General features: G+C 55.1%; 18 protein-coding genes. 9 read left to right on the top strand and 9 right to left on the bottom strand.

What is annotated here, in order from left to right; translation table 11 throughout:
• Positions 1–106: 106 nt before the first annotated feature.
• Positions 107–3,031 (bottom strand): leucine--tRNA ligase, encoded by a 2,925-nt coding sequence (gene leuS / locus BN8_RS09260; RefSeq protein WP_009281581.1) that lies wholly within the window; start codon positions 3,029–3,031, stop codon positions 107–109.
• A gap of 159 nt (positions 3,032–3,190) precedes the next feature.
• On the opposite strand from leuS, the gene BN8_RS09255 reads away from it, so the two are divergent.
• Complete coding sequence (locus BN8_RS09255) at positions 3,191–5,008, top strand: hypothetical protein (RefSeq protein ID WP_009281579.1); 1,818 nt, start codon at positions 3,191–3,193, stop codon at positions 5,006–5,008.
• Here BN8_RS09255 and BN8_RS31620 read toward each other — a convergent pair.
• On the bottom strand, positions 4,943–6,019 hold the full coding sequence (locus BN8_RS31620) for a PorP/SprF family type IX secretion system membrane protein (protein WP_051041022.1): 1,077 nt from the start codon (positions 6,017–6,019) through the stop codon (positions 4,943–4,945). The genes BN8_RS09255 and BN8_RS31620 overlap by 66 nt on opposite strands.
• Positions 6,020–6,167: 148 nt before the next feature.
• On the opposite strand from BN8_RS31620, the gene BN8_RS09245 reads away from it, so the two are divergent.
• Positions 6,168–9,572, top strand: coding sequence for a PKD domain-containing protein (locus BN8_RS09245; protein WP_192579038.1), 3,405 nt, complete (start codon positions 6,168–6,170; stop codon positions 9,570–9,572).
• A gap of 203 nt (positions 9,573–9,775) precedes the next feature.
• Positions 9,776–10,957 (top strand): S8 family peptidase, encoded by a 1,182-nt coding sequence (locus tag BN8_RS09240; protein ID WP_009281576.1) that lies wholly within the window; start codon positions 9,776–9,778, stop codon positions 10,955–10,957.
• 364 nt (positions 10,958–11,321) lie between these two features.
• On the opposite strand, the gene BN8_RS09235 is transcribed toward BN8_RS09240, so the two are convergent.
• The 5 genes from BN8_RS09235 to BN8_RS09215 all read right to left on the bottom strand — a co-directional run bounded on the left by BN8_RS09235 (position 11,322) and on the right by BN8_RS09215 (position 17,766).
• The gene (locus BN8_RS09235; protein WP_009281575.1) at positions 11,322–11,807 is read right to left on the bottom strand and encodes an SRPBCC family protein; all 486 of its coding nucleotides are present in this window, start codon (positions 11,805–11,807) and stop codon (positions 11,322–11,324) included.
• Positions 11,808–11,889: 82 nt separating this feature from the next.
• Positions 11,890–12,801, bottom strand: coding sequence for a helix-turn-helix domain-containing protein (locus BN8_RS31615; protein ID WP_009281574.1), 912 nt, complete (start codon positions 12,799–12,801; stop codon positions 11,890–11,892).
• Between the two features lie 56 nt (positions 12,802–12,857).
• Positions 12,858–14,405, bottom strand: coding sequence for a glycosyltransferase family 39 protein (locus BN8_RS09225; protein ID WP_040005926.1), 1,548 nt, complete (start codon positions 14,403–14,405; stop codon positions 12,858–12,860).
• An 83-nt stretch (positions 14,406–14,488) separates the two neighbouring features.
• Complete coding sequence (locus BN8_RS09220) at positions 14,489–15,316, bottom strand: DUF4249 domain-containing protein (protein ID WP_009281572.1); 828 nt, start codon at positions 15,314–15,316, stop codon at positions 14,489–14,491.
• A gap of 2 nt (positions 15,317–15,318) precedes the next feature.
• Entirely contained in the window at positions 15,319–17,766 is a 2,448-nt protein-coding gene (locus tag BN8_RS09215; RefSeq protein ID WP_009281571.1) for a TonB-dependent receptor, read from the bottom strand.
• Positions 17,767–17,947: 181 nt separating this feature from the next.
• Here BN8_RS09215 and BN8_RS09210 point away from each other — a divergent pair, with 181 nt between their 5' ends.
• Both BN8_RS09210 and BN8_RS09205 read left to right on the top strand, forming a co-directional pair.
• On the top strand, positions 17,948–18,820 hold the full coding sequence (locus BN8_RS09210) for a helix-turn-helix transcriptional regulator (RefSeq protein ID WP_009281570.1): 873 nt from the start codon (positions 17,948–17,950) through the stop codon (positions 18,818–18,820).
• A 79-nt stretch (positions 18,821–18,899) separates the two neighbouring features.
• Entirely contained in the window at positions 18,900–21,095 is a 2,196-nt protein-coding gene (locus tag BN8_RS09205) for a xanthine dehydrogenase family protein molybdopterin-binding subunit (RefSeq protein ID WP_009281569.1), read from the top strand.
• Between the two features lie 27 nt (positions 21,096–21,122).
• Here the strand turns inward: BN8_RS09205 and BN8_RS09200 are convergent, their stop codons facing one another.
• A complete protein-coding gene (locus BN8_RS09200) occupies positions 21,123–21,905 on the bottom strand; it encodes a hypothetical protein (RefSeq protein WP_009281568.1) in 783 nt (260 codons plus the stop codon).
• Between the two features lie 64 nt (positions 21,906–21,969).
• Entirely contained in the window at positions 21,970–22,401 is a 432-nt protein-coding gene (locus tag BN8_RS09195; protein ID WP_009281567.1) for a DUF2147 domain-containing protein, read from the bottom strand.
• Between the two features lie 307 nt (positions 22,402–22,708).
• On the opposite strand from BN8_RS09195, the gene BN8_RS31610 reads away from it, so the two are divergent.
• The 4 genes from BN8_RS31610 (at position 22,709) to BN8_RS09175 (ending at position 26,644) form a co-directional block, all read left to right on the top strand.
• Positions 22,709–23,767 carry a sensor histidine kinase gene (locus BN8_RS31610; protein WP_009281566.1) on the top strand — a complete coding sequence of 353 codons (1,059 nt, stop codon included), beginning with the start codon at positions 22,709–22,711 and terminating at the stop codon, positions 23,765–23,767.
• Positions 23,748–24,512, top strand: coding sequence for a LytR/AlgR family response regulator transcription factor (locus BN8_RS09185; protein WP_040005673.1), 765 nt, complete (start codon positions 23,748–23,750; stop codon positions 24,510–24,512). Before BN8_RS31610 ends, BN8_RS09185 begins: the two co-directional genes overlap by 20 nt.
• Before the next feature lie 108 nt (positions 24,513–24,620).
• Positions 24,621–26,075, top strand: a complete 1,455-nt coding sequence (locus BN8_RS09180) for a carboxylesterase family protein (protein ID WP_009281564.1) — start codon at positions 24,621–24,623, stop codon at positions 26,073–26,075.
• 233 nt (positions 26,076–26,308) lie between these two features.
• A complete protein-coding gene (locus BN8_RS09175; RefSeq protein ID WP_009281563.1) occupies positions 26,309–26,644 on the top strand; it encodes a PadR family transcriptional regulator in 336 nt (111 codons plus the stop codon).
• Position 26,645 lies beyond the last annotated feature (1 nt).

Below are 26,645 nucleotides of genomic sequence, written 5' to 3'. Positions count from 1 at the left end.
TATTGACCGGCTTTCCAAGCAGCACACTCAGAATGCAAAGCGGGGGTAACTTCATGGAAGCTACCCCCGCTTTTGTCCGGGCCAGGCGGGAGCCTGGCCCGGACGGTTACACCACTACGTTCACAATGCGCTTCGGCACGACAACGATCTTCTTCGGCTGTTTGCCTTCGAGCCACTTCTGTACGACTTCGTTGGCCAGAACCTCTTTCTCGATGTCGCTGGCGGCCCGGTCGATGGCGAAGCTGATGGTCGTCCGCACTTTTCCGTTGATCTGAATCGGATAATCGAACGCGTCCTCCACCAGATAAGCCGGGTTGAACGTCGGGAAGCTGGCTTTTGACACCGTGCCAGGTTCGTTGCCCAGAGCCGCCCACAACTCCTCAGTGATGTGGGGCGCAAACGGCGACAGGATCAGCACCAGGTCCTGCAAAATAGCCCGCTTGTGGCACTTCAACGCGGTCAGTTCGTTGACGCACACCATGAACGCCGATACGGTTGTGTTGAACGAGTAGTTCTCAATATCGTCCTGGGTCTTTTTGATCGTCTTGTGCAGGATCTTCAGTTCGGCGGGTGTTGGCTCCTCGTCGGTCACCAGCCACTTGTCCGACCCATCGCTATTCTCACCGTAGAACAGCCGCCAGAATTTGCGGATGAAGCGGAATGTTCCGTCGATACCGTTGGTGTTCCAGGGTTTCGCCTGTTCCAGTGGACCGAGGAACATCTCGTACAGCCGCAGTACGTCGGCCCCGTACTTCTCCACGATCATATCGGGGTTGACGACGTTGAACTTCGACTTCGACATCTTCTCAACCTCGGCCCCGACGATGTATTTATCACCGTCCAGTTCAAACGTAGCCCCTTCGGCCAGGTCAGGCCGCGACCGCTGGAACGCGTCGACATCCAGTACGTCGTTCTCAACAATGTTCACGTCAACGTGCAGGGGCGTTACGTCGCGACCGTCAAGCAGGCTCTGCGAGACAAAAACAGGTGCCGTACCTTCTACGCCGGTACCTTTCACCCGGTACACAAAGTTCGACCGCCCCTGGATCATGCCCTGGTTGATGAGCTTCTTAAACGGTTCTTCCTCTGGTACGTAGCCCCGGTCTTTCAGGAACTTGTTCCAGAAACGGCTGTAGAGCAGGTGGCCCGTCGCGTGCTCGGTACCGCCAATGTACAGATCCACATTCCGCCAGTAGTTAATCGACTCCTTCGACGCGAACGAGGTTTCGTTTTTAGGGTCCATGTAGCGATACCAGTACCACGATGAGCCAGCCCAGCCCGGCATGGTGCTCAGTTCGTACTCGTAGCCCTCACCCCGGCCCTCTCCCGTTTCAGGAGAGGGAGACGTATTTGCCTTTCCTTTGGGATGATACCGCCATCCCTCAGCGCGGCCCAGTGGGGGCTCACCGGTTTCGGTCGGCAGGTATTTGTCGACGGCCGGCAACTCCAGCGGCAGGTCGCTTTCATCGATCAGATACGGCAAAACTTTCCCGTCGGGATCAGCTTTGAAATAGACCGGAACCGGCTCACCCCAGTAGCGCTGGCGGCTGAACACGGCGTCGCGCATCCGGTAGTTGACCTTGCCCTTTCCCAATCCGCGTTCTTCCAGCCAGGCAATCAGGGTCTGGGTAGCCTCCTGATACGTCATGCCGTTGATGATGCCCGAGTTGATGTAGTGGCCTTCCTTGGTGTTATCGGCTTGCTTATCCAGGTCTTTCTGAGTATCCAGAATCTGAACAATCGGCAATCCGAAGTGCGTTGCGAACGTCCAGTCGCGCTGGTCGCCCGAGGGTACGGCCATGACGGCACCGGTGCCGTAGCCCGCCAGTACGTAGTCGGCCAGCCAGATGGGTACCTTCTCACCAGACAGCGGATTGATGCAATAACTCCCCGTGAACACCCCCGACACGGTTTTGGTGTCGGCCATGCGGTCACGCTCCGAACGCATCTTGGCCGCGTTGACGTACGCTTCAACCGCTGCGCGCTGCTCGGGCGTGGTCAGTTGCGGCACCAGCTCATGCTCCGGCGCCAGCACCATAAACGTAACGCCGTAGATGGTATCGACGCGGGTGGTGAAAACTTCAATAAAGGAGGAAGGGGAAACCGCATCCAAATTCCTTTCCTCCTCTCCTCCTTTCCTCCTTTCCTCCTTAACTAACGGAAACTTAACCGACGCACCTACGCTCTTGCCGATCCAGTTGCGCTGCTGCTCTTTCAGGGATTCAGACCAGTCGATGGTGTCCAGGCCGGTCAGCAGGCGGTCGGCGTAGGCCGTGATGCGCATCATCCACTGACGCATCAGTTTCTGCTCCACCGGGTAACCGCCCCGCTCCGACACCCCATCTTTCACTTCGTCGTTGGCCAGTACCGTACCCAGGGCCGGGCACCAGTTCACAACCGCATCAGCCAGGTACGTCAGGCGGTATTTTAACGTAATTTCGTACGACTCCCGCTTGGACATGGCGTTCCACTCGGCCGCTGTAAACGTAGGCGTATCCTCGTCGCAGACGGCGTTGACGTCCGTCGTACCGTTTGTTGCGAATTTTTCCAGCAGCGTTTCAATAGGCTCGGCGCGGTCGGTGTCTTTGTTATACCACGACCGGAACAGTTCCATGAAAATCCACTGCGTCCACTTGTAATACGCCGGATCGGACGTACGAACTTCGCGGCTCCAGTCGTAGCTGAAGCCGATGTTTTTCAGTTGCTCAATGTAGCGGGCGATGTTCTGCTCGGTCGTCACGGCCGGGTGCTGCCCCGTCTGAATGGCATACTGTTCAGCAGGCAAACCAAAGCTGTCGAAGCCCATCGGGTGCAGTACGTTGAATCCTTTCAGCCGCTTGTACCGCGACACGATATCCGACGCGATGTAGCCCAGCGGGTGGCCGACGTGCAGCCCGGCCCCCGACGGATACGGGAACATGTCCAGGACGTAGTATTTTGGTTTGTTGGGTGAAATGTCGGTGCGGTAAGTCTGGTTTTCGTCCCAAAACCGCTGCCATTTCTGCTCGGTTTCGCGGTGGTTATATTCCATACGGATGGAGAAGTCGTCTAAAAAGAACTCAAAGATAACGGTTTTCGACCGATTGCGGGTGGTACAGCCCGGAACTGAGCGTATTACCGGTCCCTACCTGAAGGAATACATCCAAAATTGACGGAAGGTTTTTACTTTGCACGGCCACCGGCTTTGAGCATGCGCAAACAATTTATCTGGTATAGTACGTTAACTGGCCTGACTGCGGTGCTGAGCGCACTGGCCGTTGGCAATTTCAGCCTCCCCCTCTCCGACGGCGACGATACCGATCAGTACGAATACACCGGCTACTACCTGTTCAAGAACCTTTCGTTCCGGCCGTGGCCCACGCTTGATCTGGTCAACAACCAGACCTTTTATCCGTACGGTACCAACCAGGTGTTTCTGCCGTGGGGATTTGAGCGGGACGCCTGGTACGCGCTGGGGTACTGGCTGTGGGACGGGCCGGGGCCGTTTCTTCAATACTACTACGTCGTTAGTCTGGTCATTACGGCGGTCGGTACGTTTGCGCTGCTGCAACCGGTGTTTGGCGTGGGCAAATCGTTTCTGACGGGGCTGGTGGTATCGGTGTTCAATTTCTACGCCCTCTGGAAGTTTCCGGTGCACATGAACGTCTGCGTCGCGCACTGGACGGTGCTGTGCATGGTGGGAACGTACCGGCTGCTGGTCGACCTGCTGAACCGTCGGCGGATTTCGCTGGCGTTTGTGCTGTTCTGGGCGGCACTGCACGTACTGTCGCTGGGCCTGGAACTCGGCTACGTAGCCGGCTTTGCCCTGACCTTCACAACCCTCAGCCTGCCGGTGATGGGGTATCTGCTGGTTCGGCAATTTCCGAGCCCCCAACAGTGGTTTTCGCATATTCTTAACTACGTAACAAGCGAGTGGCGCCGACAGCCGGTGCTGAACAGTTTCCTGCTGGCGTTGCTGGTTGCGAGCCTTTTCCTGTACCTGCCGCTTACGCTCCAGATCGCCTTTACGGCCTGGCAATTCGACTTTGGCGACGTACCGGAACTGCGGGCGTGGTCGCATCCGCTCCGGCTGTTCATGCCGTATCTGCCCGGCCTCGACAGTATGGCGGCTGTCGACAACCACTGGTTCAGCGACACCTACGAAAGCTACGGCCAGGGCAGTCCGGGCCTGTACGTCGTGCTGCTGGGTCTGACTGGGCTTTGGCAAACCCGTCGACAGGTAGCCTTGTGGCTACCCATCGTGGTCATGCTGATCCTTTGTCTGCTGTACCATCCGGTGGTGCTGCCCACGCTGAAAATTTTTCCCTGGTTTAGTTTCAACCGGCACGGTGGCCGGGCGTCGCTGGTTTATCCGGTGCTGTTCTGTTTGCTGGCCCTACCCCTTCGCTGGCCCAGCCGGAGACCGGCCGTACTCGTGGGTGGCCTGATTGGTCTGTTGATGCTGGCCGAATGGTACCACGGCTATCACCTGCGTATTCTGGTTCCGACCGAAGTGGTATCACCGACTACGGTGCGGTATTGCCGCTACGTTCGGGTGCAACCGGGCGAGGCCGTTCTCGACTGGCCATTCTGCGTCGTAGGAGCCAATGGTGTGGGCAGTGAAGAAGGCCTGTGTCCGTTCTACGAGGAACAGAACGCCGTATTTACGTTCCGACGCTTTTACGACAAGAAAGTGGTAGGGCAGTATTTTGGCCGGCTTCACCCCGACCAGATCCAGCCATTTCTGCGCGATGACTGGCCGCAGCTACTGGCCCCGAATCGTCCGTTTACGGAGGCCGACTGGCGGTTTTTCGATACGTATCTACGGCAAAACAATTTCGCGGGCATCAACCTCTACCCCGATCTGCTAACCGAGGAAGCGCGAACGGCGTTCTACCGGCGATACGGCCCACCCGCCGTCGAAACCCGGTTTCCGTCGGCCGGGCGGGTGCAGTTCATCCCCTTAAAACTGCTGACACTTCCGCGCCCGGCGGGCGTTGGCGCGTCGACCCGAGAAGTCGAACAGTGAGTCGAAGCCGTACCAGATCGAGATTTCGTGGGCGCCACCACTTGCCCAGCTCAGCGTCGATATGGTAATGTCGTAGCTATACTGGATCATGAACGTATTGAGTTGCAGGGCCGTCAGCAGCACCACCGCATCCCGCTGCGAGGTTTGCTGGTATTTCCGCATGGGAATGCCCCGGTACCAGACGCCGAACATCACCGGTGAGTAGGTCAGGTTAACGCCAACATCAAGCTGCCGATCCATGCCCTGCTGTCGATACTGCGCCGTAAACCCGATGCTGCGGTCGATACTTTCTTCGTGGCCCAGCCCCCGCGCCCGGATTCGCCAGTTGAGGGGGATGCGCAGTCCCGCCTGTAGCCCGAACCGCTGCCCCAGTACGTCGTAGCGCGACAACGAGCGCCCGATGTGGTGGAGCGTTCCGCCGAGCCAGTACGATTTAAGGTTGCCATTCTGGTCCTGGAACTGACCCTCCAGCACCATCCCCGACGAAAATCCGAAGAACGTCTGCCGGACACCCGCCACCGACAAGGGATCGCTGCTGACCGGATTCGTCAGGCCACCCGACGAAAACTGATCGACAAAGGAGAGCCCATCGGGATTGTAAATACCCGACGTCACCGTGGCCTGCACCGCCCCGATCAACCGCATCACATCCGGCCCATCTTCAAACAGCGTTACGTCCGGCGCGAGTTGGCCGCTCAGGGAGTTGGACTGCCACGCGTTTCCCTGCCGATCGTGGATGGCCTGCCCACCCCAGCCGATCCCGATCCGCCCCCGGTCGGGCGCAATGTACGTATCGAACGACGCAGCCACGGTCTGGTAATTAGCTCCCAGCGCCGGCCACTGGTTTCGGTAATTCAGGATGAGTCGGGAGGCACCGGCTCCCCCCGCAAAGGCCGGATTGTGGTAGATCGGGTTGGCGTAGAACTGCGAAAACTGCGGGTCCTGGGCGTGGCTTGTTACCGACAGGCTGCCAAGCGCCATTAAGAGTACAGGAAGAGTCAGGCGATTCATAACATGGTTGTGGATAACCATGAATTACCGTATAAACCGCCTAAGTAACAAGGATATGCGCTTTTATTTGTTACCCAACGTTTTTCGAATGCTTTTTTCACGGCCAGGCTTTATCTTGCCTGTTCATCCACCCATCCTTTCGTTCCATATGCTTTTTGTAGTCCTGCTACGCCGGATCATGCGCCCGCTGATCGGCTGTCTGTTGCTGGGATGTTCGTTCCCGGCCGTTGCTCAACTGGTTGAACTGGATGCCTGCTCCGGCAACCTCGAACGCTGCATCACCGAAGCTGATACCCTCTACGAGATGTGCTTCAACGTAAAGCCGGCCCCAACCTGCGCCTTCAAGAAGTTTGAAATGGACTGGGACGACGGCAAAATAGAGACCTTCAACCAGGCGGGGCCGCTCCAGATTAAGCACGTGTACGACCTGCGCAGTTTTATCAAGAACTGCGGCAACGGCAGTAATAAGGTCTACAAACTGTTCATCGTGACGGATTGCCCCGGCGATAACAAAGGGGTTCAGCTTACCTTCAAGCTGAAACCACGCGCTGATTTCAAAGTACCGGATGCCTGCCGGAGTCAGGCCGTTTACTTCCAGAATCAGAGCTGCCCCATCACGAACGATACTGAGTTTGCCTGGGACTTCGGCGATGGTACCAACTCAACCAATGTATCGCCGTCGCATACCTTCCCAACCACGCAGTCGAACTATACCGTTAAACTAACGGCCACGAACAGTTGCGGTACCAGTACCAAAAGCGTATCGGTACCCATTAAAAGCACGCCCGTGGCCAGCTACACCACTTCCGGTTATACCCTGTTCAACCAGGATACGGTCGTTTGTCTGCCCAACGGCGGTACGCTGACCCTCGACGGAACGGTTTCCCTCGACGAGTCGCGGTACCGGTGGACCATCAGCCCGTCGTCGTACAAATTCATTCAGAACACCAGCAGCAGTTCGCCTATTACGAAAGTTCAGTTTACCGAAACCGGCGAATACACCATCACCCTGACGGCCCTGAACGACTGCGGCACATCGGCTCCCTTAATCTGTAAACACCGGGTTGAAGACCTGCCGGAGGTAAAACTCGCCACCCAACCCGATGCCTGCGAACCGATCAGCTACTCCCTGACAACGCCCACGCCGGGCGCTACGTACACCTTCAACGGGCAGCCGCTGGCTGCGGGTACGTCGGTTAACGCGCCGGTATCAACCGCGCCCTACATCGTCCGGGGCGAACTGAACAGCCGGTGTGGCAGACGTACCGTGGCCGACACTTTTTACGTGCAGGCTCCACAGGCGGTACAGATCACAGCGCCGGGACGAACAACGGCCGTGTGCGTCGGATCGGCCCGGTTTCCGGTGCAGGTCAATCTGCCGGGCGGCACCTGGGAAGGCACCGGAAAAGCCTACATTGAAACGCAGGGTAACAACGTCTTTTTTAATCCGCGCACCGCCGGTCAGTACAACCTGATTTACCTGCGGGGTACGAGTGCCTGTCAACGCGCCGACACCATCCGGATAGCGGTCGAAGGCGGTCAGGTAAGCGTTCAGAACATAGCCGCCTGCGACCGCGTCCCCTTCGTCAAACTACAGGGCAGTCCGGCGGGCGGCACCTGGCGCAGTACGGCCTTTCCGAACGCCATCCGCAACGATACGCTCTTTATGCAGGGCGTGACGGGCGACATCGTCGGGCTGACCTACGAGTATAATTTCGGCCAGTCCGGCTGCCCGGCCCGCGCCAACGCCACCGTTAGCATCGGACGCCCCCGGGCCGAATTTACCGTATCGGGCGTCTGTAGCGGATCGGCGGTGCAGATCCAGAATAATTCCAGCGGCAGCAGTACGTTTCAGTGGACGCTGAACGGCCAGAACATCTCCACCGAACGCGTTCCTGCCCTGTCTCTACCATCGGGCACAAACCGGCTGCTGCTTACGGTCGGAACGGCAGGCTGCGTCGACACGACCAGCCGGGTGCTCAGGATTGTGGCCGCGCCAACACCCGTTACGTTCACCCCCAGCCAGACGACCGGCTGCTCACCGATGACGGTTACGTTTGCGGTAGCGGGAACAGCCAGCCCCGACGTGCAGTATAGCTGGAACTACGGCAACGGCACCAGCAGCCAGACCTTTCAGGCCACGTCGCAGACGTACCGCAACCAGACCCGCCAGGCCCAGACGTACCGCGTCGTGCTGACGGCCAGCAACAGTTGCGGGGTGCAATCGTACACGACCACGCTAACCACCCGACCGCTTGTGCTGGCCGAAATTGGCGTCGACTCGACGACGTTCCGGTGTTCGCCGGCCCGCATCCGGTTCTCGAATCGCTCGACCGGCCAGACCCAACCCGCTACGTGGCTGTGGGATGATGGAACGTCTCCGCTGTCGTCAACGGCCGATACGCTCTCGCACCTGTTCTCGGCCCGCGACAGCACCCGTACCTTCCGGGTTCAGTTGATAGCCGCGGGCGAATGCGGCCGCGACAGCGACAACGTAGCCATCCGCGTATCGCCCAGCCAGGTGAAAGCCCTGATGACGCTGAACAAACCCGAAGCCTGCCCCGGCGAACCGATTGCGTTTCGGGATGCCACGACGCCCAAACCCGACCGGGTGATCTGGCGATTCAGCGACGGCACCGTATCGACCGACCCGAATCCGCAGCATAGCTTTCCACAGCCGAACACGACGTACACCATTTCGCTAACGGCCCTGACGGCCTGCGGCTACGATTCGACCCGCCGAACGATACGCACCACCCAGCCACCCGCGGGCGATTTCCGCACAGGTGCGCCATTCACCTGTACCGAGCAGGCCATTCGGTTCACGAGTCTGGCGAATCCGGCCAACCGGTTCCGCTGGGATTTCGGCGATGGTTCGGCCCTCGACTCGGTCAATGTCTCGCCCATCCACACGTACCAGGCAATGGGCAACAAAACCGTTACGCTGACCGTCTTCGGCTCGTCGGCCGCCTGTAAAACCGAGATCAAAAAACAGGTCGAAGTGCGGGCAAAACCCAAAGCCTCGTTCACCGTTGAAGGTGGTCAGGAGTTATGCGCGCCGGCTACGGTTCGGCTGGTCAGTACCACCACCGACGCCAACCAGTGGCAATGGTACATCAGCGACGGCCGGACGCTGGCGGGTTCGACCGTGGAGGTACCGCTCATGCCGGGGCAGTTCGACGTATCGCTCGTCGCGTCGTTCAACGGCGTCTGCCGGGATTCAGTCGGGCAACGGAGTGTCCTGCGCGGGATTTCCTGCGCGGTCCATGCCCCCGACGCCTTCACACCCAACAAAGATGGCATTGGCGACATCTGGACCCTGTTCGGCGAAGGCATCGAACGTATCCGGCTCCTGCGCATCCGCAGCCGGTGGGGCGAAGTCATTTTCGAAGGCAAGGATTTCCCGGCCAACAGCCAGCAGAGCAGCGAGGGCTGGGACGGTACGTTTAATGGAGTGCCGATGCCTGCCGGAGCCTACACGTATGAAGCCGATCTGCTGCTGAAAGGCGAAAAATCCGAACGGTTTGTGGGTAGCCTTACACTGATTCGGTAAACACCCTGGGTTGGTCGCTAAAAAGGGCCGGATGGCCGCGACCAACCCGGCAAACGTCGATTTGACCCGTCAACTTGACGTACCAAAACCATCGGTTTTTCGTTTAGTAAACAGCTACTTTTTCGGGGGCAGGCGACCGCATGATCTGACAGTTCTACGCACATTCTTCTCGTTTTCTTAACGCCACTTGCTTGTTAGGACCCATGCGATACGTTTCGTCTCTGTCAGCCTGTGCGAAGGCTGCCTTTATCGGGCTTGGTTTGCTCAGTTGCCAGGCCGATCAGGATGTTGAGCCGGCCGGTATTTCGGCCGACTGCCTGGTTAAAGCGTCGGCCAATAACGGTCAGATTATTAGCGGATCATACATCGTAACCTACAAACCGGAAGCGCTGCCCGGCACCAGTTCCAACGCCCGGATGGGGGTAGCCGCCGAACAGTTACTGTCCCGCTATCAGGTTGCTGACGCCCATGTTGATATGCTCGCTTCGGGTGAACAACCCAGTTTCCTGGCGCACCTGACCGAAGCCGAATCAGTCCGGTTGCAGCAGGACCCGGCCGTTGAACGGATCGAGCCCGACCGGATCATGTCCATCTGCAACTGCGTGGATGTTGCCACAACCAGTACCCTGTCCTGGAACATCAGTCAGACGGGCTACGGCCGGGGTGATCTGCAAACCAGCAAAACGGTCTGGGTTATCGACACGGGTATCGATCTCGACCACCCCGATCTCAACGTGGATGCCGAACGTAGTGTATCGTTCATCACCGGCAAAACCCCCGACGACGAAAATGGCCACGGTACGCACGTAGCGGGCATCATCGGTGCCAAAAACAACAGCATCGGCGTAACGGGCATTGCCTCGGGCGCGCGGCTGGTGTCGCTGAAGGTGCTGAATCAACTGGGTGAAGGCCGACTGTCGGGAATTATTCAGGCGGTTAATCACGTCGTTCGTAACGGGCGCTCCGGCGACGTCGTCAACCTGAGCCTGGGCGGTGAAGGGACGTCGGCGACCCTCGACCGGGCCATCCGGCAGGCGGCCGACGCAGGCATTCTGTTTGCGATTGCGGCCGGCAACGAAAGCGAAGACGCGGATACCTACTCCCCGGCGCGTGTCAACCACCCCAATGTATTTACGGTATCGGCGATGGACCGCAACAACCGGTTTGCGTCGTTTTCCAACTTCGGCAGCAGCGTGGATGTATGTGCCTACGGCGTCCGGATTTCGTCGACCTACAAAGATGGCCGGTACGCTACGTTGTCGGGCACATCGATGGCCGCTCCGCACGTAGCGGGTCTGCTGCTGATCCGGGGCAGTAGTTTCCCGACACGCGGCTACGTCCAGGGTGACCCCGACGGTCAGGCTGATCCAATAGCGGGCGAGTAAGTAGTAACCATCTGGCGGCTTTATTACTCGATCAACTTACCAATCAACCACTTAAACTGACCTTATAAATAATTATGCACGTTAATTGCACATAATCCTGTTCAAATACTTGCCTTATTGCAATTGTGCTTCTATATTTATCCGAATATTTCAAAAAAGTCTTTCTTTGTAACAATTTCCGTTGGCATTAGCCGACAGCACTCACGTCGAATTATTCAGGTTGTATTCATATATTTAGCAAAAAAGGCCCTTTCCACGCGATTAAGGGCCTTTTTTCTTTATTAGACAACACACACTTACGTCTTGAGATGGAAACGTACTCCGTCCAACATACTTCGTAATTCGTTACGATTGGCAAGCCGGTTCAATTCGTCTCTCCGCTTTCCAGTAAATACAGGTGAATGGCCTCTGCCCAATCGTTCAGGTTGTTGGCGTACATTCGGTCAAGCGATTGCTTGTTGAGCTGGTTACCTAACTGATTTACCCCAAGATAGGTGTAAGTTACGTGAGTTTGCGTTTGACCATCTCTTACCGGAGCGCATCGGACAGTGATTGTCCAGTAGCGATTCGGTGTAAAAATCAGGTATTGTATCAAATAAGCAGCCGGGTCGAACTGATTGACCCGCCACACGTAGTCTACCTCCTCCGGATCATACGCCTTTGTCCTGAACGTCGTGCCTTCTTCGATCACTTCAGCAGATGGATAGATCAGCGTAGGCTCCCAGCCTTCTGCCCATTTACGCTCCTCAAAAGCGCCAAAAAGCGGGAATACCGTATCAACTGACGCGTTGATGATAAAGGTTGCGGTCTTTGACACCCTTTCGGCGTTGAAATCTTTGTTGTTCATCATGCTTTTAATTCGACAAGTATTGTACAAGCGTTACGTCCCTTGTAATTACTGACCGAAGTAAAAGCCTGGCTCCCAGACCCACTTATCGAAAATTGGGTTTTTGTGTTTCGCTCTCCTTCACAAAAGCCGACGGCGGAATGGAAAACCGCTTTTTGACGAGCAGACTGAATGAACTGACACTATCAAAACCGACCAGATAACATACGTCACTGACGGTATACTGGCCGCTTCTGAGTAATTGAATGGCTTTTTGCAGTTTTAACTCCCTAAAAAACTGATGCGGGGTTGTCTGGTATACTGATTTGAAGGTAGCCAGAAAATGAAATGTATTCATGCCTACTTCCCGGGCCATGTGTTCTACCGTTAAAGGCTGGGTAACATTGTCCTGCATATAGTCCACCGAGTGGAACAGGCGTCGGTACAACTCTTCTTTCGTGGACTGCCTGACCGCTTGTAGACAGCTTAGCTGCCTTTGTGTTTCATCATGAATCACCGCAGCGTTTTGGACTACCTCAAAAAGCAATGCCTGCACCTCTTCAGAGGGCAATGCCGATACGACCAGGGTTTGCAGGACGGACTGAAGCGAATCGATAAAGGGCATGGGAATAGCCGGCCACCTGGGGTACCTATCAATCGTGCCGACGGGGTTGTCAAGCTGGGCGGCATGGCTGGCCGTCAGCGCCCTTAAACTTCCCCCAACAAATGACTCAGTAAACAGGATCAGCAGCGTTTCCCGGCTTATGGCTTCCCTGAAACGTATTTCCAGCGTATCGTCGGGGTTTAAAAAGTAAAAAAAGCGGCTGCCAATTTGGGTTGGCCTGTTGTTGATGCTGTACTCGCCTTTGTTCGTGGGATTGGTTATGAACAAATAAGGCGTTCGATGAGAAGGATAACAATACGCTTCCTGAGTACGCCCCAGCATAACCCGATTGGTCGACAACGGGGCTGGCTGGCCGTTGTAAAGCAATGGATCAGGCATTGAGCATATGAGCATGGCGATTGCGAACGAAAAAGCTGGAAACCGAAGATGACTATTAACCGATCAGCTTATCAGTGAAACTGCTTTACCTGGTCAATCTCTTTCGTGATACGTCGCCTTATGTCGACCTTCGCGCCCGTAAAGACAAAAATAGCGGTACCATGTTCTCTGGCCCAGGGGTTTTGAATGCTATCCCCTACGATTGCGGTCTTGAAGTAAGGGCTCGTTACCCGAAACTCGTCGCTGACTTCCCCTGCCTCTTTTACCCGGATCAGATTTGTGTAATACGTATCCAGATCAAACCAGTTCACGTAGTCGGCATTGAACGACACCGCCTGAATACCCTGCTTCGTGTAATAGTTGATGGCTCCTGCCTGCCCATAGTTGTCACATAAAACCAGGGTGCGGTTTGGTTCCGGAAGTTTTGCGTAAAGCTGATCGACCTTGGCGGCCAGTTCCTGCCAACCCAGCATATCGGCATAGTCCTGCGGCAGTGGGTGCTCTTTGCCGTCTTCCCAGCGAAGCTGACCCAATTCCTGGTATATCCGACTATTGGCAACGATATACGACGGGCTCCTGTTCGGAAAAGCGAACTGGTACATGAAGCCAAAAAAACCGACCGGAATTAGCAGACAAACCGGTTGGAGATAACGCTTCCACCCTGTTTTTAGGGCTTCAGCGATGAATACGGACCCAAAAGCCAGATAAATGGGATGAAGACCAATGGCATAATAGTCCTTGGCCCGGAAGTATAGAAAAACGAGGATCGTACCGAAAAAGGCCCAGAAAAACGAGCGATACGGCCGAAAAGGCGGATAGACCAGCAGGGCATACAAGGCCAGAACAATCACAAAACTGGAGCCCGCAAAAAAGAAAAACTGAGCCCTCAGGAATGCCCATCGATCAACATTGACCAGTTGGTAAGCGGCTAACTGGTTCATGTGGTGTATTACGGGGAAGCCGTTATTGTACTGCCACAGCAAGTTCGGCAAAACGAGCAGGGTACCTACCAGACAGGCAATGAATGCATTTCGGCTGAAGAGCAGGTTCCGCTGCCTGGTCAGTAAAAGAGCCGGTATGAATCCGGCCAGCAGAAAACCAATGTTGTATTTGTTGAGAAAACCAATGGCAAACACCAGACCACCCGCGATAAACCAGTTGAGCTGCCGTGTCTGAATGCATTTCAGGATAACAAAATACAGACTCGTCCAGCACAATACATCCAGCGAATTGGGTTGGTAGAGCGTGTTGAGCCGCAGCAACACAGAAAACAAGACGCTCGTAGCGCCCAGGACCAGGGCAAAGGTGTTGCCCTTCAGCGCCTGAATGGTTTTCCAGACGATTACGATGGTCAGAGCCCCAAACAGCGCCGGAAAAAACTTCACCCAGAACACCGAATTCCCCAACTGTTTGATGATCCAAGAAAGCCACGACGTAATCGGTGGAACCGACAGGTATCCCCAGGCTAAATGATTCGCCTGGTCAAGATGCAGATACTCATCCCGTTGCAGGTCGTATTCTGGACTGAGCAGGGTATACTGAAGGATGAACTTCGACAGAATAAACCCCATCAAGAGCAGTGCTTGCCGGGTTTCTACCGCTTTGCCGGTTAACGTCATTGTGTTCAGGGAAACCATCTCTTTCGATCCGGGCCGGACCTACCCAGTATCATTGCTCATGAAAGGTAATCAGAAAGAATGGTTCAATGTATGTATATCGTTTTGCTTTGAACGGCGGACCCACCAAACCAACCCGTAGCGGGCCGGGCATCCCTGCTGACGGCGGTAATGTTCGTCGATACGTTTTCGGTGGGATTGGCGAACAAACCATCATTCCGCATCTGTCGTTGCAGTTCGACCAGGTAGCCATACGTATCGGCGGTGATGGCATGAATCTCCACCCGCGCCCGGTCGCCCGAACGAAACGGGCCGGGACTTAGCTCAAGGCCATTTAGGTATTTCCCATCCAGGAAGTCGTCGTTGAAGAAGAACAAATCCAGTTCCGGATTATTCAGCAGCGTATCATTGCGAAACACCTTGATTCGATACTGATCGCCACGCCCAGGCAGTTCCCGCCCAAAATAAGTGAGGTAGTAACCGGCATCGTGATCGTCCGTTTCCTCCCGGTAAACAACCCCCAGCGAGTCGATGGTCGGCACCCGGTTGATCTGCGTCTGGGCGGTATACGTTTGCCCGGCTACAGTTACCGACAGCGTGTAGGTACCACCGATTCGTCCCCGTACCGTAGCCGATTGATATAAACCGGGCTCGGTTTCCTTCAATACGTCCCGGGTTCCGTCGTTGTCTGTAATCATCACCTCAGCGCCCTGTACGCGCGGGGTGGCCTGATTTGAGAAATAAGGCGCTGTGGTTGATAACCGTACCGTACACGGCCCCGGCTGGTCTGAGATCCAGCCATCGACGACCAGGTACGTTGCCCCGTCGGGTACTTCGACCGATATAATGTCTTCGCAGCCGGCTAAGCCTAGTCCAACCAAAAGCAGGCCAGGCATGAATCTGTTGGTTTTCATTATCAAAAGTGAAAATTATAGGTTACGGAAGGCAGAATCGAACCCAGGATAGCCAGCCGAACCGCGTTGGTCTGCTGCGTATTTAGCCCGTCGTTCTGCTCAAAATAGATGGAAAACGGATTCCGGCGGGCGTAGACGTTGTACAGACCAAATACCCATTCGCTCCGCCAGCGACGATCCGGTTTGGACCAGCCTCGCCAGGTGGCCGAAAGATCAAGCCGATGGTAAGCCGGTAGTCGGAAATTGTTGCGGACATTGTCAGTATTGATCGGCACGACGATGGTTCCGCCGTCTGCTTCGTACCGGGCGTTGGGGGCGGTTGTGGCAATGCCGGTGCTGTAGGTAAAAGTAGCCGAAACGCTCCACCGTTTTGACAGGGCGTACGTACTAACGGCGGAGCCCACGTGCCGCCGGTCATGGTTGGCGGCATACCAGGTATTGTTGCTGATTCCGTCGATCTGTTGCTCCGTGCGGGACAAGGTATAACTAAGCCAGCCCGTTAGCCTGCCGCCCGCTTTACGCACGTAGGTCTCAAGCCCGTACGACCGGCCCCGACCGTAGAGAAGATCAGCTTCCAGATCAGGGTTCAGGCGCGTTTCGGCTCCATTGCGGTAGTCAATCACGTTTTGTACCCTTTTATAATAAACCTCCGCCGATACGTCCCAGCGCTTCTGGTTCAACGTTCGAAAGTACCCGGCCGAAAACTGGTCGGCCAGTTCGGGCTGAATGTTGTTTGTCGATGGCGTCCAGTTATCCAGGGGCGACGCGGCCGTTGTGTTTGAAATCAGGTGGATATACTGCGCCATCCGGTTGTAACTCAGCTTGATTGAGCTTTCGTCGTTGATTATGTACCGCAGCGAAAACCGGGGTTCCAGGTTGTAAAACGACCGAATGACGGTACCCGACCCAAACGTTTGCTCATTCGCAGGCCGTTTTGCCCCTTTCTCCACCGCTACGTAGTCATAAACGCGTTGTGGCCCCAGGTAATCGTATCCCGATAACCGAAGGCCATACCGGAAAGCCCAGCGAGCGCCTGCCGTTTGTTCGTTATCGACGTAAAGCGCGTATTCCCGGCTATGTTTGGCCGGTAACGTAATACCTTCCACTGGCGAGTCATTGCCGGTTGGTGAGAGCGCTCCAGGATCGAAGCGGTACCGCAGGAAACTGCCCCCAAACGTGAGCGTGTTGTGGTAGTCAGCGTAAAAGGTAAAATCGGTTTTCAGGTTATAGGTTCTGATACCTGACGTCCAGTCGGCTCCCCGAATACCTTTGGGCAGATCAAGCGAGATGTCGCCCTGCGCTTCCTGCGGAATACCGAGTTGATACGTATAAGCACTATAAACGCCGGTGAGGTTGGCAAAAAGTCGTCGGGAAAACAGGTGGTTCCAGCGAAGCGTACCCGTCTGATTCATCCATTCCATGTCAACCTTTTTGCCCTGAAAATCCACCCGGAATACATCCTTGCTCGAATACAGCGATCCATAAATCCGGTCTTTCGCTCCGATTCGGTAGTTTACTTTCGCGCTCAGGTCATAAAAGTAGATGCTGTTTCTTCGTAGCTGCTCATCGCCGGAAAGGCCAATTATCAGGTCGGAGTAGGAACGACGCCCCGCCACCAGAAAGGAGCCCCGGCTCGTATTCTGCTGGTTCGAATTGCCTTTTCCCAACGGCCCTTCGATGGCTAGCCGGCTGCTGAGGGTCCCCACCCCACCGGCGGCCTGGAACCGTTCGGTATTCCCTTCTTTCATCCGCACATCCAGCACCGACGACAGCCGCCCACCGTACTGCGCCGGTACGCCACCTTTAATGAGTGTCGCATCTTTTACGGCATCGGAGTTGACGACCGAAAAGAACCCCATCAAGTGGGATGAATTGTAAACCGGCGCTTCGTCTAGCAGGATCAGGTTCTGATCCACCCTGCCCCCGCGAACGTTAAAGCCGGTAGCCCCTTCTCCTACCGACGTTACACCGGGTAGCAGTTGCAGACTTCGCACCAGATCCACCTCGCCCAGTAAAGTCGGCAGGGTTTTCAGCGTTTTCAAATCCAGCCGAACGGTACCCATTTCCAGACTTCGAATGTTCTGAGGGGTTCCGTTGGCCTGGACCGTCACCTCGTTCATTTGCCGGGCTACGGCTACCAGCCGAATTTGAACCGCCTGCTCCGGCTTTAGCGCGGCAACTGACAGCGACTGGCTCTGAAATCCGATAAAGCTGATAATCAACGTATCAGCAAGCGGTGGCAGTGTCAGCGAAAAATACCCGTACGGATTGGTTGTGACGCCCGTTGGCTGACTTTTGAGACGCACGGATGCCCCAACCATTCCTTCGCCGTTTGCTGCGTCACGAACGTAGCCATACACGGTCTGCTTCGACTGGGCTGCCACCGGGTGCCAGGCCTGGGCCAAAAAGAGTGCCACCAATAGTCGACCGGCTTTTTTCAACGTCATCATGTCGTAAAGGAATATACATAGAGGATCAGGCCGGATGTAACAAGCTGTTTATCAACTCATTTTTCCGCCGATGTAAATCAAAACTGGCTTTAGCGTCTAGAACTTATCTTCACATCCAGTTCTGCTGCCGACACAAAAATGGCAGACTTCATCAGGGGCGTAGTTGTCAATTTTTGCTTTTATGTTATTCCAACCTTCTGCACACCTCAACCTGACCTATCAGGTAATTCACTACGTTGAAGCACATCTGGATCAGCCTTTTACGATTCGGACGATTAGCGACGAACTTGGGGTTTCGTATTTTTACCTGCATCACCTGTTCGGCGAAACCACCGGCCAGCCGCTGGGCGAACTCATTAAACGCCTACGCTTAGAGCAGGCATTCGGCTATTTAAAACACTCGGCGTATAGCGTCGGTGACATTGGCGAGTTAACGGGCTTTGGCTCAAAACATTCGTTTAGCCGGGCATTTTCGCAGCATTTTAATTATGCTCCCTCAACGGTTCGAACGCAGTCCAACCTGGTTGTTACGGATAGCTTCGTCCACCAGGACGGCGCACTGGCAACGTATCGTGGGCACTGGAAGCAACGGATGCTGGATGGGCAGTATGCCATGCGCCCACTCCCGCCGATGAATTATTTTTTTCAATACCTGGGCACGATGGCCACCGATCGCAGTGCCAGTTTCAACCGACGGCTTCAGCGGGTGTTTGAACTCCAGACGGTCATGCAGCAGCCAATTGTGTTGAGTACGTCGGCGATTGGCTGCGCCACTCATTCCCAAAATGCCATGATACGGGCCGGTTTTCTCGTCAAGGATGATCGCACCGCTACGTATTTATCCCAGTCAGGTTTCTTCCAGCGTCGATTTGAAGCGGGCAACTACCTCATGGCTCGCTTCAACGGCGAATTACCTGCCGGTAGTTTGTTGACGTATTCCTTAATCCAGGAATCGGTTCAACAGGGATTGTTTCGGCTGCGGGATCACAATTCATTGATCCTGGTTGAGCCGACTAACCTACAGCAGTTTGAGGTTTGGGTTCCGGTCAATTGACTATTCCACTTTTGTTCGGGACTGCGAGTTTCTCGACAGCATTAATAAAGCGCTGAAAACTTAAACAGGTATTCGTACCATGAGCGACAAGGCAATACCTCGCCGGGAGTTTATCAGGTTGAGCGGTCTGGCCGGGGGTTGGTTCGGTTTGTCAATCTGCCTCCCATCCACCGCTTCTGCCAGTGTAGTTAACGAACCAGACGGTTCGTTTTCACCAGACGTATTCGTGGAGATTGGCCGCGACAATACGATCATCTTCAACCTGCCGAAGCAGGAAATGGGCCAGGGCATCAGCACGGGCTTGTCCATGATCTTTGCTGATGAACTGGGCGCTGATTTAGACCGGATGATTATCCGGCAGGCCGATTATGATCCTCGTTTCGGGAACGTCGTGCAGGGAGTGACCGGCGGCAGCAATTCCATGCGGGCTTGCTGGCAACCACTACGGGAGGCAGCCGCCCGCGTTCGGGAACTGTTCATCAGCGTAGCGGCTGAGCGATGGCAGGTCGAGCCAACGAGTTGCCAGGCCGAGAACAGTTTCGTTATTCACCGCCCCACCGGTCAGCGCGTATCATTTGGCGCGTTGATCGAGCAGGCCGCTCAAAAACCGGCACCGGCCGAAGCTCGCTTGAAAGACCCCGCCGAATATCGCTACATTGGCAAACCACTGGGAAATATCCGAAACCGAAACGTCGTGCTGGGGCAAATGCGCTACGGCATTGATCAGGGAGTGCCCGGTATGGTTCATGCCGTTATCACCCGGTGTCCATTCTTTCGGGGCCACCTCAGGCACTACGATGATTCGGCCGCCCGAAACGTACCGGGGGTCATTGATGTCGTGGAAATCAAGCCCATTCGGAAAGCGGTTAAACTAAGTCCAGACGACAACAACCCGACGACGTATCCCTACACCATTGCGGCCGGCATCGCCGTAGTCGCTACGTCGACCTGGGCGGCCATGCAGGGGCGAAATGCCCTAATTCTCGATTGGGATAGCGGCCCATTCGGGAACGTATCCAGTCAGACCCTTGCCGAGCAGCTTAGGGCGGCTGAACAGGAATCGGGTGAAGAGCTGTTTCGCTACGGGTCGGTAGACCAAACGGTAGCGCAAGCCAACCGGATAATCGAAGCTCAGTATGATACGCAGTTCCAGGCACACGCCATCATGGAACCCCTGAACGCCGTAGCTCATGTTAAAAACAGCCAGTGTGAGGTATGGGTGGGTCATCAGTACGGTCGGCGGGTGGCCGAAGAAGCCGCTACGTTTCTGAACTTACCCGTTGATCAAGTAACCGTCCACATCCTGCCATCGGGCGGAGCGTTTGGTCGACGGTGGGAAGCTGATTTTGCCCTGGAAGCGGTTATCATTTCCAGCCAGATCGGGAAACCCGTGAAGGTGACCTGGACGCGGGAAGACGAAATTCAGCATGACTATTACCATGCCTACGAACGCGACCACCACCGGGCTGGCGTAGACGCGCAGGGGAACCTGCTGGTCTGGGACCTGAAACGCTATACGTTTGATTTCTTCGCGGGCTGGTCGTGGAACCCTTACCGCTATGGTGTACCCGCCAGTCGGATGCAAGCTGTGTTGCTGGAATCACCCTTACAGACCGGTTCGTGGCGTAGTGTGGACTCGCACCGGGAAACATTCGCCCGCGAGTGTTTTGTGGATGAACTGGCCCATGCGCTCGGCAAAGATCCGCTGGCCTACCGGCTCGACCTGCTGAGCAAACCGCTTCTTGTTCCTGTTGGGATAGACAATCCGGACAACTGGCTAAAGCGAGCCGAAGATGAGCGTAGAAAAACCCGGCAGATTCTGGAGCTGGTGGCTCAAAAAGCGGGCTGGGGTTCGAGAAAAGGGCTGGGAATCGCCGTCACGAACTACTGCGCTCAGGTGGTAGAGGTCGCACTGGAAAACGGTAAGCTGCGCGTTAAAAAGGTAACGGCCGCCATGGACTGCGGCCGGGTTATCAATCCATCCCTGGTCAGAGGGCAGGTAGAAGGCAGCATTATCTGGGGGTTGCAGGCGGTGCTGTATGGCGGCATAACGCTAATTGAGGGCCGGGTTCAGCAAAGCAATTTCCACGATTACAAAATGATCCGGATGTCCGAATCCCCTCCGATTGACGTTCACTTAGTGGACAGCCAGGAACCGCCGACGGGAACCGGCGAGCCGGGCGTACCGGCACTCGCTCCGGCCTTACTAAACGCAATATTTGCCCTCACCGGCCAGCGCATCCGGCAGATTCCCATGGGTACTGATCTGTTTTGATAACGGCTCGTTGGGTCTACAACCTTATCAAAAACGATACGAAAGCGTGAGCGATACGGTAGGGACCAGCAGCCCATCGAAGCGCCTGCGAAGCCGCTCGGTTACGGTGGGCGTTATCTGATTGGCGATGAACCGCCCGATCAGCCCACTGCCTTCCGACCGGACGCGGCTATTGACACCCACCGTCGCCAGCAGCCCTACATCCAGCGCCAGACTCAGCCGGTTTACACGCGGCACAGGGAAGGCTCGCCCAAAACTCAACCCAAGTTGGCTCAGACTGGCCGTTGGCTGTAGTTGGGTTTCGTCGTAGAAATCGCCCACGACCGGAAACCGGGTACGGTAGTCCTCTACCCGTTCGTTAATGCGTTCGGCTTCGTCCGGAGCCAGATTATTGACCAGCTCGGATGCTGTGCCGTCAACCCTGTAGTTCAGCGTTTGCAGCCAGACGCTCAGCCGCCAGTTGCCGGGGTGCCACCGCCCACCGAAACCCAGCCCGGATACCGATTGCAGGTTGGCGCGGAGGTACTGGTATGACTGCGCCTGATCCGGCCGACGTTTTTCCAGTTGTCGAAGCAACAGGCTTGTGTACCAGGCCGACGAAAACCCCACCTGACCAAACACCGACCAGCGTGGCCGAATCCGTACCGACAGACCCGCTACGTTCTGAAGAGGCAATTGGCTACCCAGGTACACCTCCCAAACAGGTCCAGATCGATGCCAGGCCGGGGTGGTTTCTACCCGAATAATTCCTTGCGCCTGAAGCGACGTAGTCAGCAGGGCAAGGGTAAGCAGCGGAAGGATTGCTTTCATGGTTCAACAAGTTGTCCGGCGGACCTCTCCAGTAGCTGGTTACTGTGCAGCCGTCGGTTGCTGTTCATGCCCGTTTCCAGATTCGAGACCGTTTGACGAAGCCCACCGAGCCGGTCAGTTCCAGTTCGTTGTTTGACCGGAGCCGTAGGGAGCAGTCTGCCGTTCGGCCCTGTTTGGGGCTGTACGTTTTCCCGTTCACCCAGCTTCCATTTCGGTACGTTAGGCCCCAGAAAACCGTCATCCCGACCAGCGGTTGCCGACGTTTGGCCGGGTCGGGGTTGTTCTCGTCCAGTTTGGGGCTTCCATCCGGGTGGTTGGGTTCAGCCATCCAGATCAGCCTCGCCGAATACGTAGTACCTGATTGAAAAATCTCGTATTTCTGATTTCGGTCTTCGCTGTACCACTGGCCGATGATCTGATCCCCTTCACCGGTTGCCCAGCCCCACAGGCTCCAGCCGCATAAAAAAAGCACCGTTAACATCCCTATTTTCGTCATGTCGTTTTTGTTGTTGGTTTTGATGGGCCAAAGATGCAGAGGCTGCACAACCGGTAACAGCCGGACTTAACCGAAGCGGACAAAAGGGATGCTTAGCCGTTCAGCGACCGGGCTAACCTGGTTTCGTTCAAGGCAATACCAGCAGCTATTACGTTGAAATTGGCTACACAAAACATCTGGGGTGATTCGCCGGCTAACTTGTCCGGTTCGGGGGCTGGTTTGTCCGGCTGGGGTACTTTCTGTAGAAATCGTCAATATCTTTCTCCTATTTTTCAACCGGTCGGGCCTCCCGTTACTCTGACAACCCGTGAAAACTATCCATCTGAATCGATTGCCCATTCCGCTGGCGGTGGCTCTGATCGCTGGGCTATTCAGCAGTTTTCAACGGCTCGTGTTTTTTACCTCAACGGAATGGCTGTACGTCGGCTACGCCTTTGCCTACAATTTCATCTTTAGTCTGTTCCTCTGGTGGCTGGCCGACAGGCTGGGGAAGCGTTTGCGCCTGTGGCAGAAAGTAATCCTGGTATACCTGATTGGCTTTGTGGTGATGTCGGGCGTGTCGTACATGTTCTACCAATGGTCGAATCAATGGATTCTCCCCATCCGGCTACCGGACAGGCGTAATCCAGGGCAGGATATTGCCCCCTATCTGTTTCAGATTCAACCGCTGCGGTCGTTCACGCTCATTACGGCCATTCTCCTGGTTCAGTACACCATGCAGCTATTGGGCGAAAAGCAGCGGATACAACTGGAAAACGAGCGGCTGAAACGGGAGAACCTGAATGCGCAGTTGGAGGCCATTCGGCAGCAGATCAACCCGCACTTCTTTTTCAATACGTTAAACACGCTGAAAACGCTGGTCAAAACCAATAAACCGGAAGCCCTGCCTTACATCATCCAGCTATCCAACGTGTTTCGATACCTGCTCCGGCTGCAACAGCAGCCCTGGGTGACGCTGGACGAAGAGCTTCAGTTTCTGAAAGCGTACCTGTATCTGCTCGAAATCCGCTTCGGCGACGGCCTGCTCGTCCAGGTCGCGGTGCCGGAGGCTATTTTGACCACCCGCATCCCACCCGCTACGTTGCAGTTGCTGGTCGAAAACGCCGTAAAACACAATGTGGTCTCGGCCGCCCGTCCGTTACGTATTCAGATCGAACAGGTCGATGATCGGCACTTACGGGTAGAAAATAACCTGCAACCCAAACGAACGCCCGAACCCTCGAATGAGTATGGCCTGCATAGCCTTAATAACCGCTACATTTACCTGTGTGGGCAAGGGATTGACGTTAACCAAACCGACAAGTCGTTTCAGGTGCTATTACCCCTGCTTGATTGCGAACCACCCTATGAAAACGCTCATCATTGAAGACGAACCCAATGCCGCCCGCGACCTGGCGGCTATGCTTCAGAAACTGAATGCCAACATTCACATTCTCGCCTTGCTCGACAGTGTCGAAACATCGGTAGAGTGGCTTCGCCAGCATCCGGCCCCGGACCTGATCTTCATGGATATTCAACTGGCCGATGGCGTTAGTTTTGAGATACTACGGGAAGTGGAGGTACGTAGCCCGGTCATATTCTGCACAGCCTACGATGAATACGCGCTCCAGGCGTTCAAGGTCAACAGCATCGACTACCTGCTGAAACCCCTGGAGGAAGCCGATCTCAAACTGAGCCTGGACAAACTGACGTTCCTGCGCGAGCAACTCGGCGACTGGCCCCAGAAACTGCTGAGCTGGTTTGGACAGCACAACCGCCCTCAACCGGGCGGAAAAAGCAGTTTTCTGGTCTCCTTCAAAGGCAAGCTGTTTCCCGTCCCGACCCGCGACATCGCTTATTTTATCATTGAAGATGGTCTCTCGTTCATCATCACCTTCGACGGGCGCAAACTTCCCCTCACCCAGACGCTCGACGTCATTGAGGAACAACTCGACCCGCGCCAGTTCTACCGGGCCAACCGACAATACATCATCGCTTTCGACGCGGTGAAAGAAGTCGAACCCTACTACACCCGGAAGCTGGCCGTGAAACTACGGGGCGTTAAACCCGAGACTGTGTTCGTCAGCCGGGAAAAATCAACCAGTTTTCTGCACTGGCTGGAAAACCGGTAATGAACGGGTTTACGGCCAAGAAACGAAGTCAGTTGCCACAGTAAAGTCTACGGATTCAGCTCTTTTGATTTTACTATCCTCTCGGCTGATACGCTACTCATTGGCACCATGACCAAAAGCTTCTACCAACGTGTTTGCGTTAGCCTGGGGCTCACCCTGGCGGTTGGCTTATTTCAAAACTGGCTTCATTTTCAGCTTGGCATTGATGTGTATATGCTGCCGTCTTTTCCAGGCTGGTTTCTGGTGGTAAACGTTATCTCCTTACTTACATCGATACTCCTCCTGCTCTATTATCACCACAAACAGTTTCAAGCTGCTTTCTGGTCTGGATTAGTAGTTTCGCTTGCTACTTTTGGCGCCCTCCTTTATCTATTTCTGGCAAGGCTATATCCAGTTTTGGGGAAGCATCCGGATGCGGTCGTATGTATTGGGATTGTTATTAACCTGGTTTATGCCACCAGTCTCTTTGTTTCCAAAGCAGCAACCAGGCCCTGGTTAAAGCGTACCGGTTTTGTCCTGTTCACGCTGTATCTTGCTCAACTGGCAACCTTGGCCTGGTTTATCAACACGCCACCGTATCCGCTTAATGCCACTTTAGACGCCGTTCGTCGGTGGCTCTCCTTTGCTGATCGGATAGTACCGGTCCTGCTTCTTTTCAATTTTGCTGATGAGTATCAAAATGCTGATCCCGACAAAGAAATTGCGGTTTCAGTTAATCGATTACTCCTGGCAAAGGGACTCCTGGTTCTTCTGAGCCTCTGTTCGCTGGTGTTAAGTTTCCGATTAGTGGGTGAAAACTACGACCAGACTCACGTATCGTTAAGAGCAAGTACACTGGCAAAACCCTTTGACGAGGGTAGTTACATCAGTAGCCGAGGAGACACCCTGTACTACCGGCTCCTGAAACCCATCCACTACGATCCCCGAAAAAAATATCCCCTGGTGGTTGGCCTGCCCTATTCCTGTTGGTCAGATAATACTCGACAGATCGATGCCTGTCCAATGGCCAAATGGTTAGCTACCGATGAAAACAGAAGGAAATATCCGGCCTTTGTTTTTGTACCCCGGTGTCCACCCCATACGGGTTGGGGCGGTGTTCCCAATACACCGTCCGTGACACAACTGGCCATTGAAGCGATTATCGATCTGGATAAGACTTATTCGATCGACCCTCATCGGCGTTACGTAACCGGTGTATCGCGTGGTGGCTATGGTTCCTGGCACATGATTGGACTACACCCCGAGTTATTTGCGGCTGCTATTCCCGTCTGTGGCGAAGGAAATCCAGATCAGGCCAAAAATATGACTGCTGTTTCGGTTTGGGCGTTTCACGGGGCAAAAGACAAAAACGTTCCCGTCAGTGGTTCACGCAAAATGATTAATGCCATCAAGAAAGCAGGGGGACGGCCACGTTATACGGAATACCCCGACGCTGCTCATGGTATTTGGGAGGAAGTCATCAAGACCCCCGGCTTGCTGGACTGGTTATTTTATCAAAAACAGACGGATCACGCCAAAGCCGCTAAAAGATCATCTCACTCAACGCTTCCTGGTGAGACGTAGCAAACCTCATGTGATGCATCACTTGGGAGCGTTTTAGGAGAATGTTCCCATGTGCAAATCGGAGGTCATATCATCGGTCCATGCTGGTCTATTTCCGGACAACGGTTTGTACGAATTCGGACATGCACTCAACATCGCCCAAGCAATAGAACTGAGAACTAGCCGGTTACACAACTGGCACTTTATTTGTTCAACAAGTATTAAAGAAATACACCTTTTTTAGCCCATTTGGTATGAGTCGAACCTACTTGGGGGAATTTGAAGAGTTGGTCTTACTCGCCGTGGCCCTTCTGGAACAACAATCCACCGGGGCCTATGGCGTCACGATTGCCGACGAACTCCAGCAACGCACCCAACGAACCACTTCTGTGACAGGGGTACATGTGGTCTTGTATCGGTTAGAAGAGAAAGGCCTCGTGGCCTCGGAATTAGGCGGAGCTACCTTAGCCCGGGGCGGACGGCGCAAACGGTTATTCACCCTGACGGCGGCTGGTCAGCAAGTGTTGCGGGAGATGCGTCAACTGCGGCTGGGGTTTTGGGAGGCCTTACCCACCCCTTTCTTTTCCTAAG

The sequence above is a fragment of the Fibrisoma limi BUZ 3 genome (genome assembly GCF_000296815.2).
GTDB classification, from domain to species: Bacteria; Bacteroidota; Bacteroidia; order Cytophagales; family Spirosomataceae; genus Fibrisoma; species Fibrisoma limi.
This window is presented reverse-complemented; position numbering and strand designations above follow the sequence as displayed.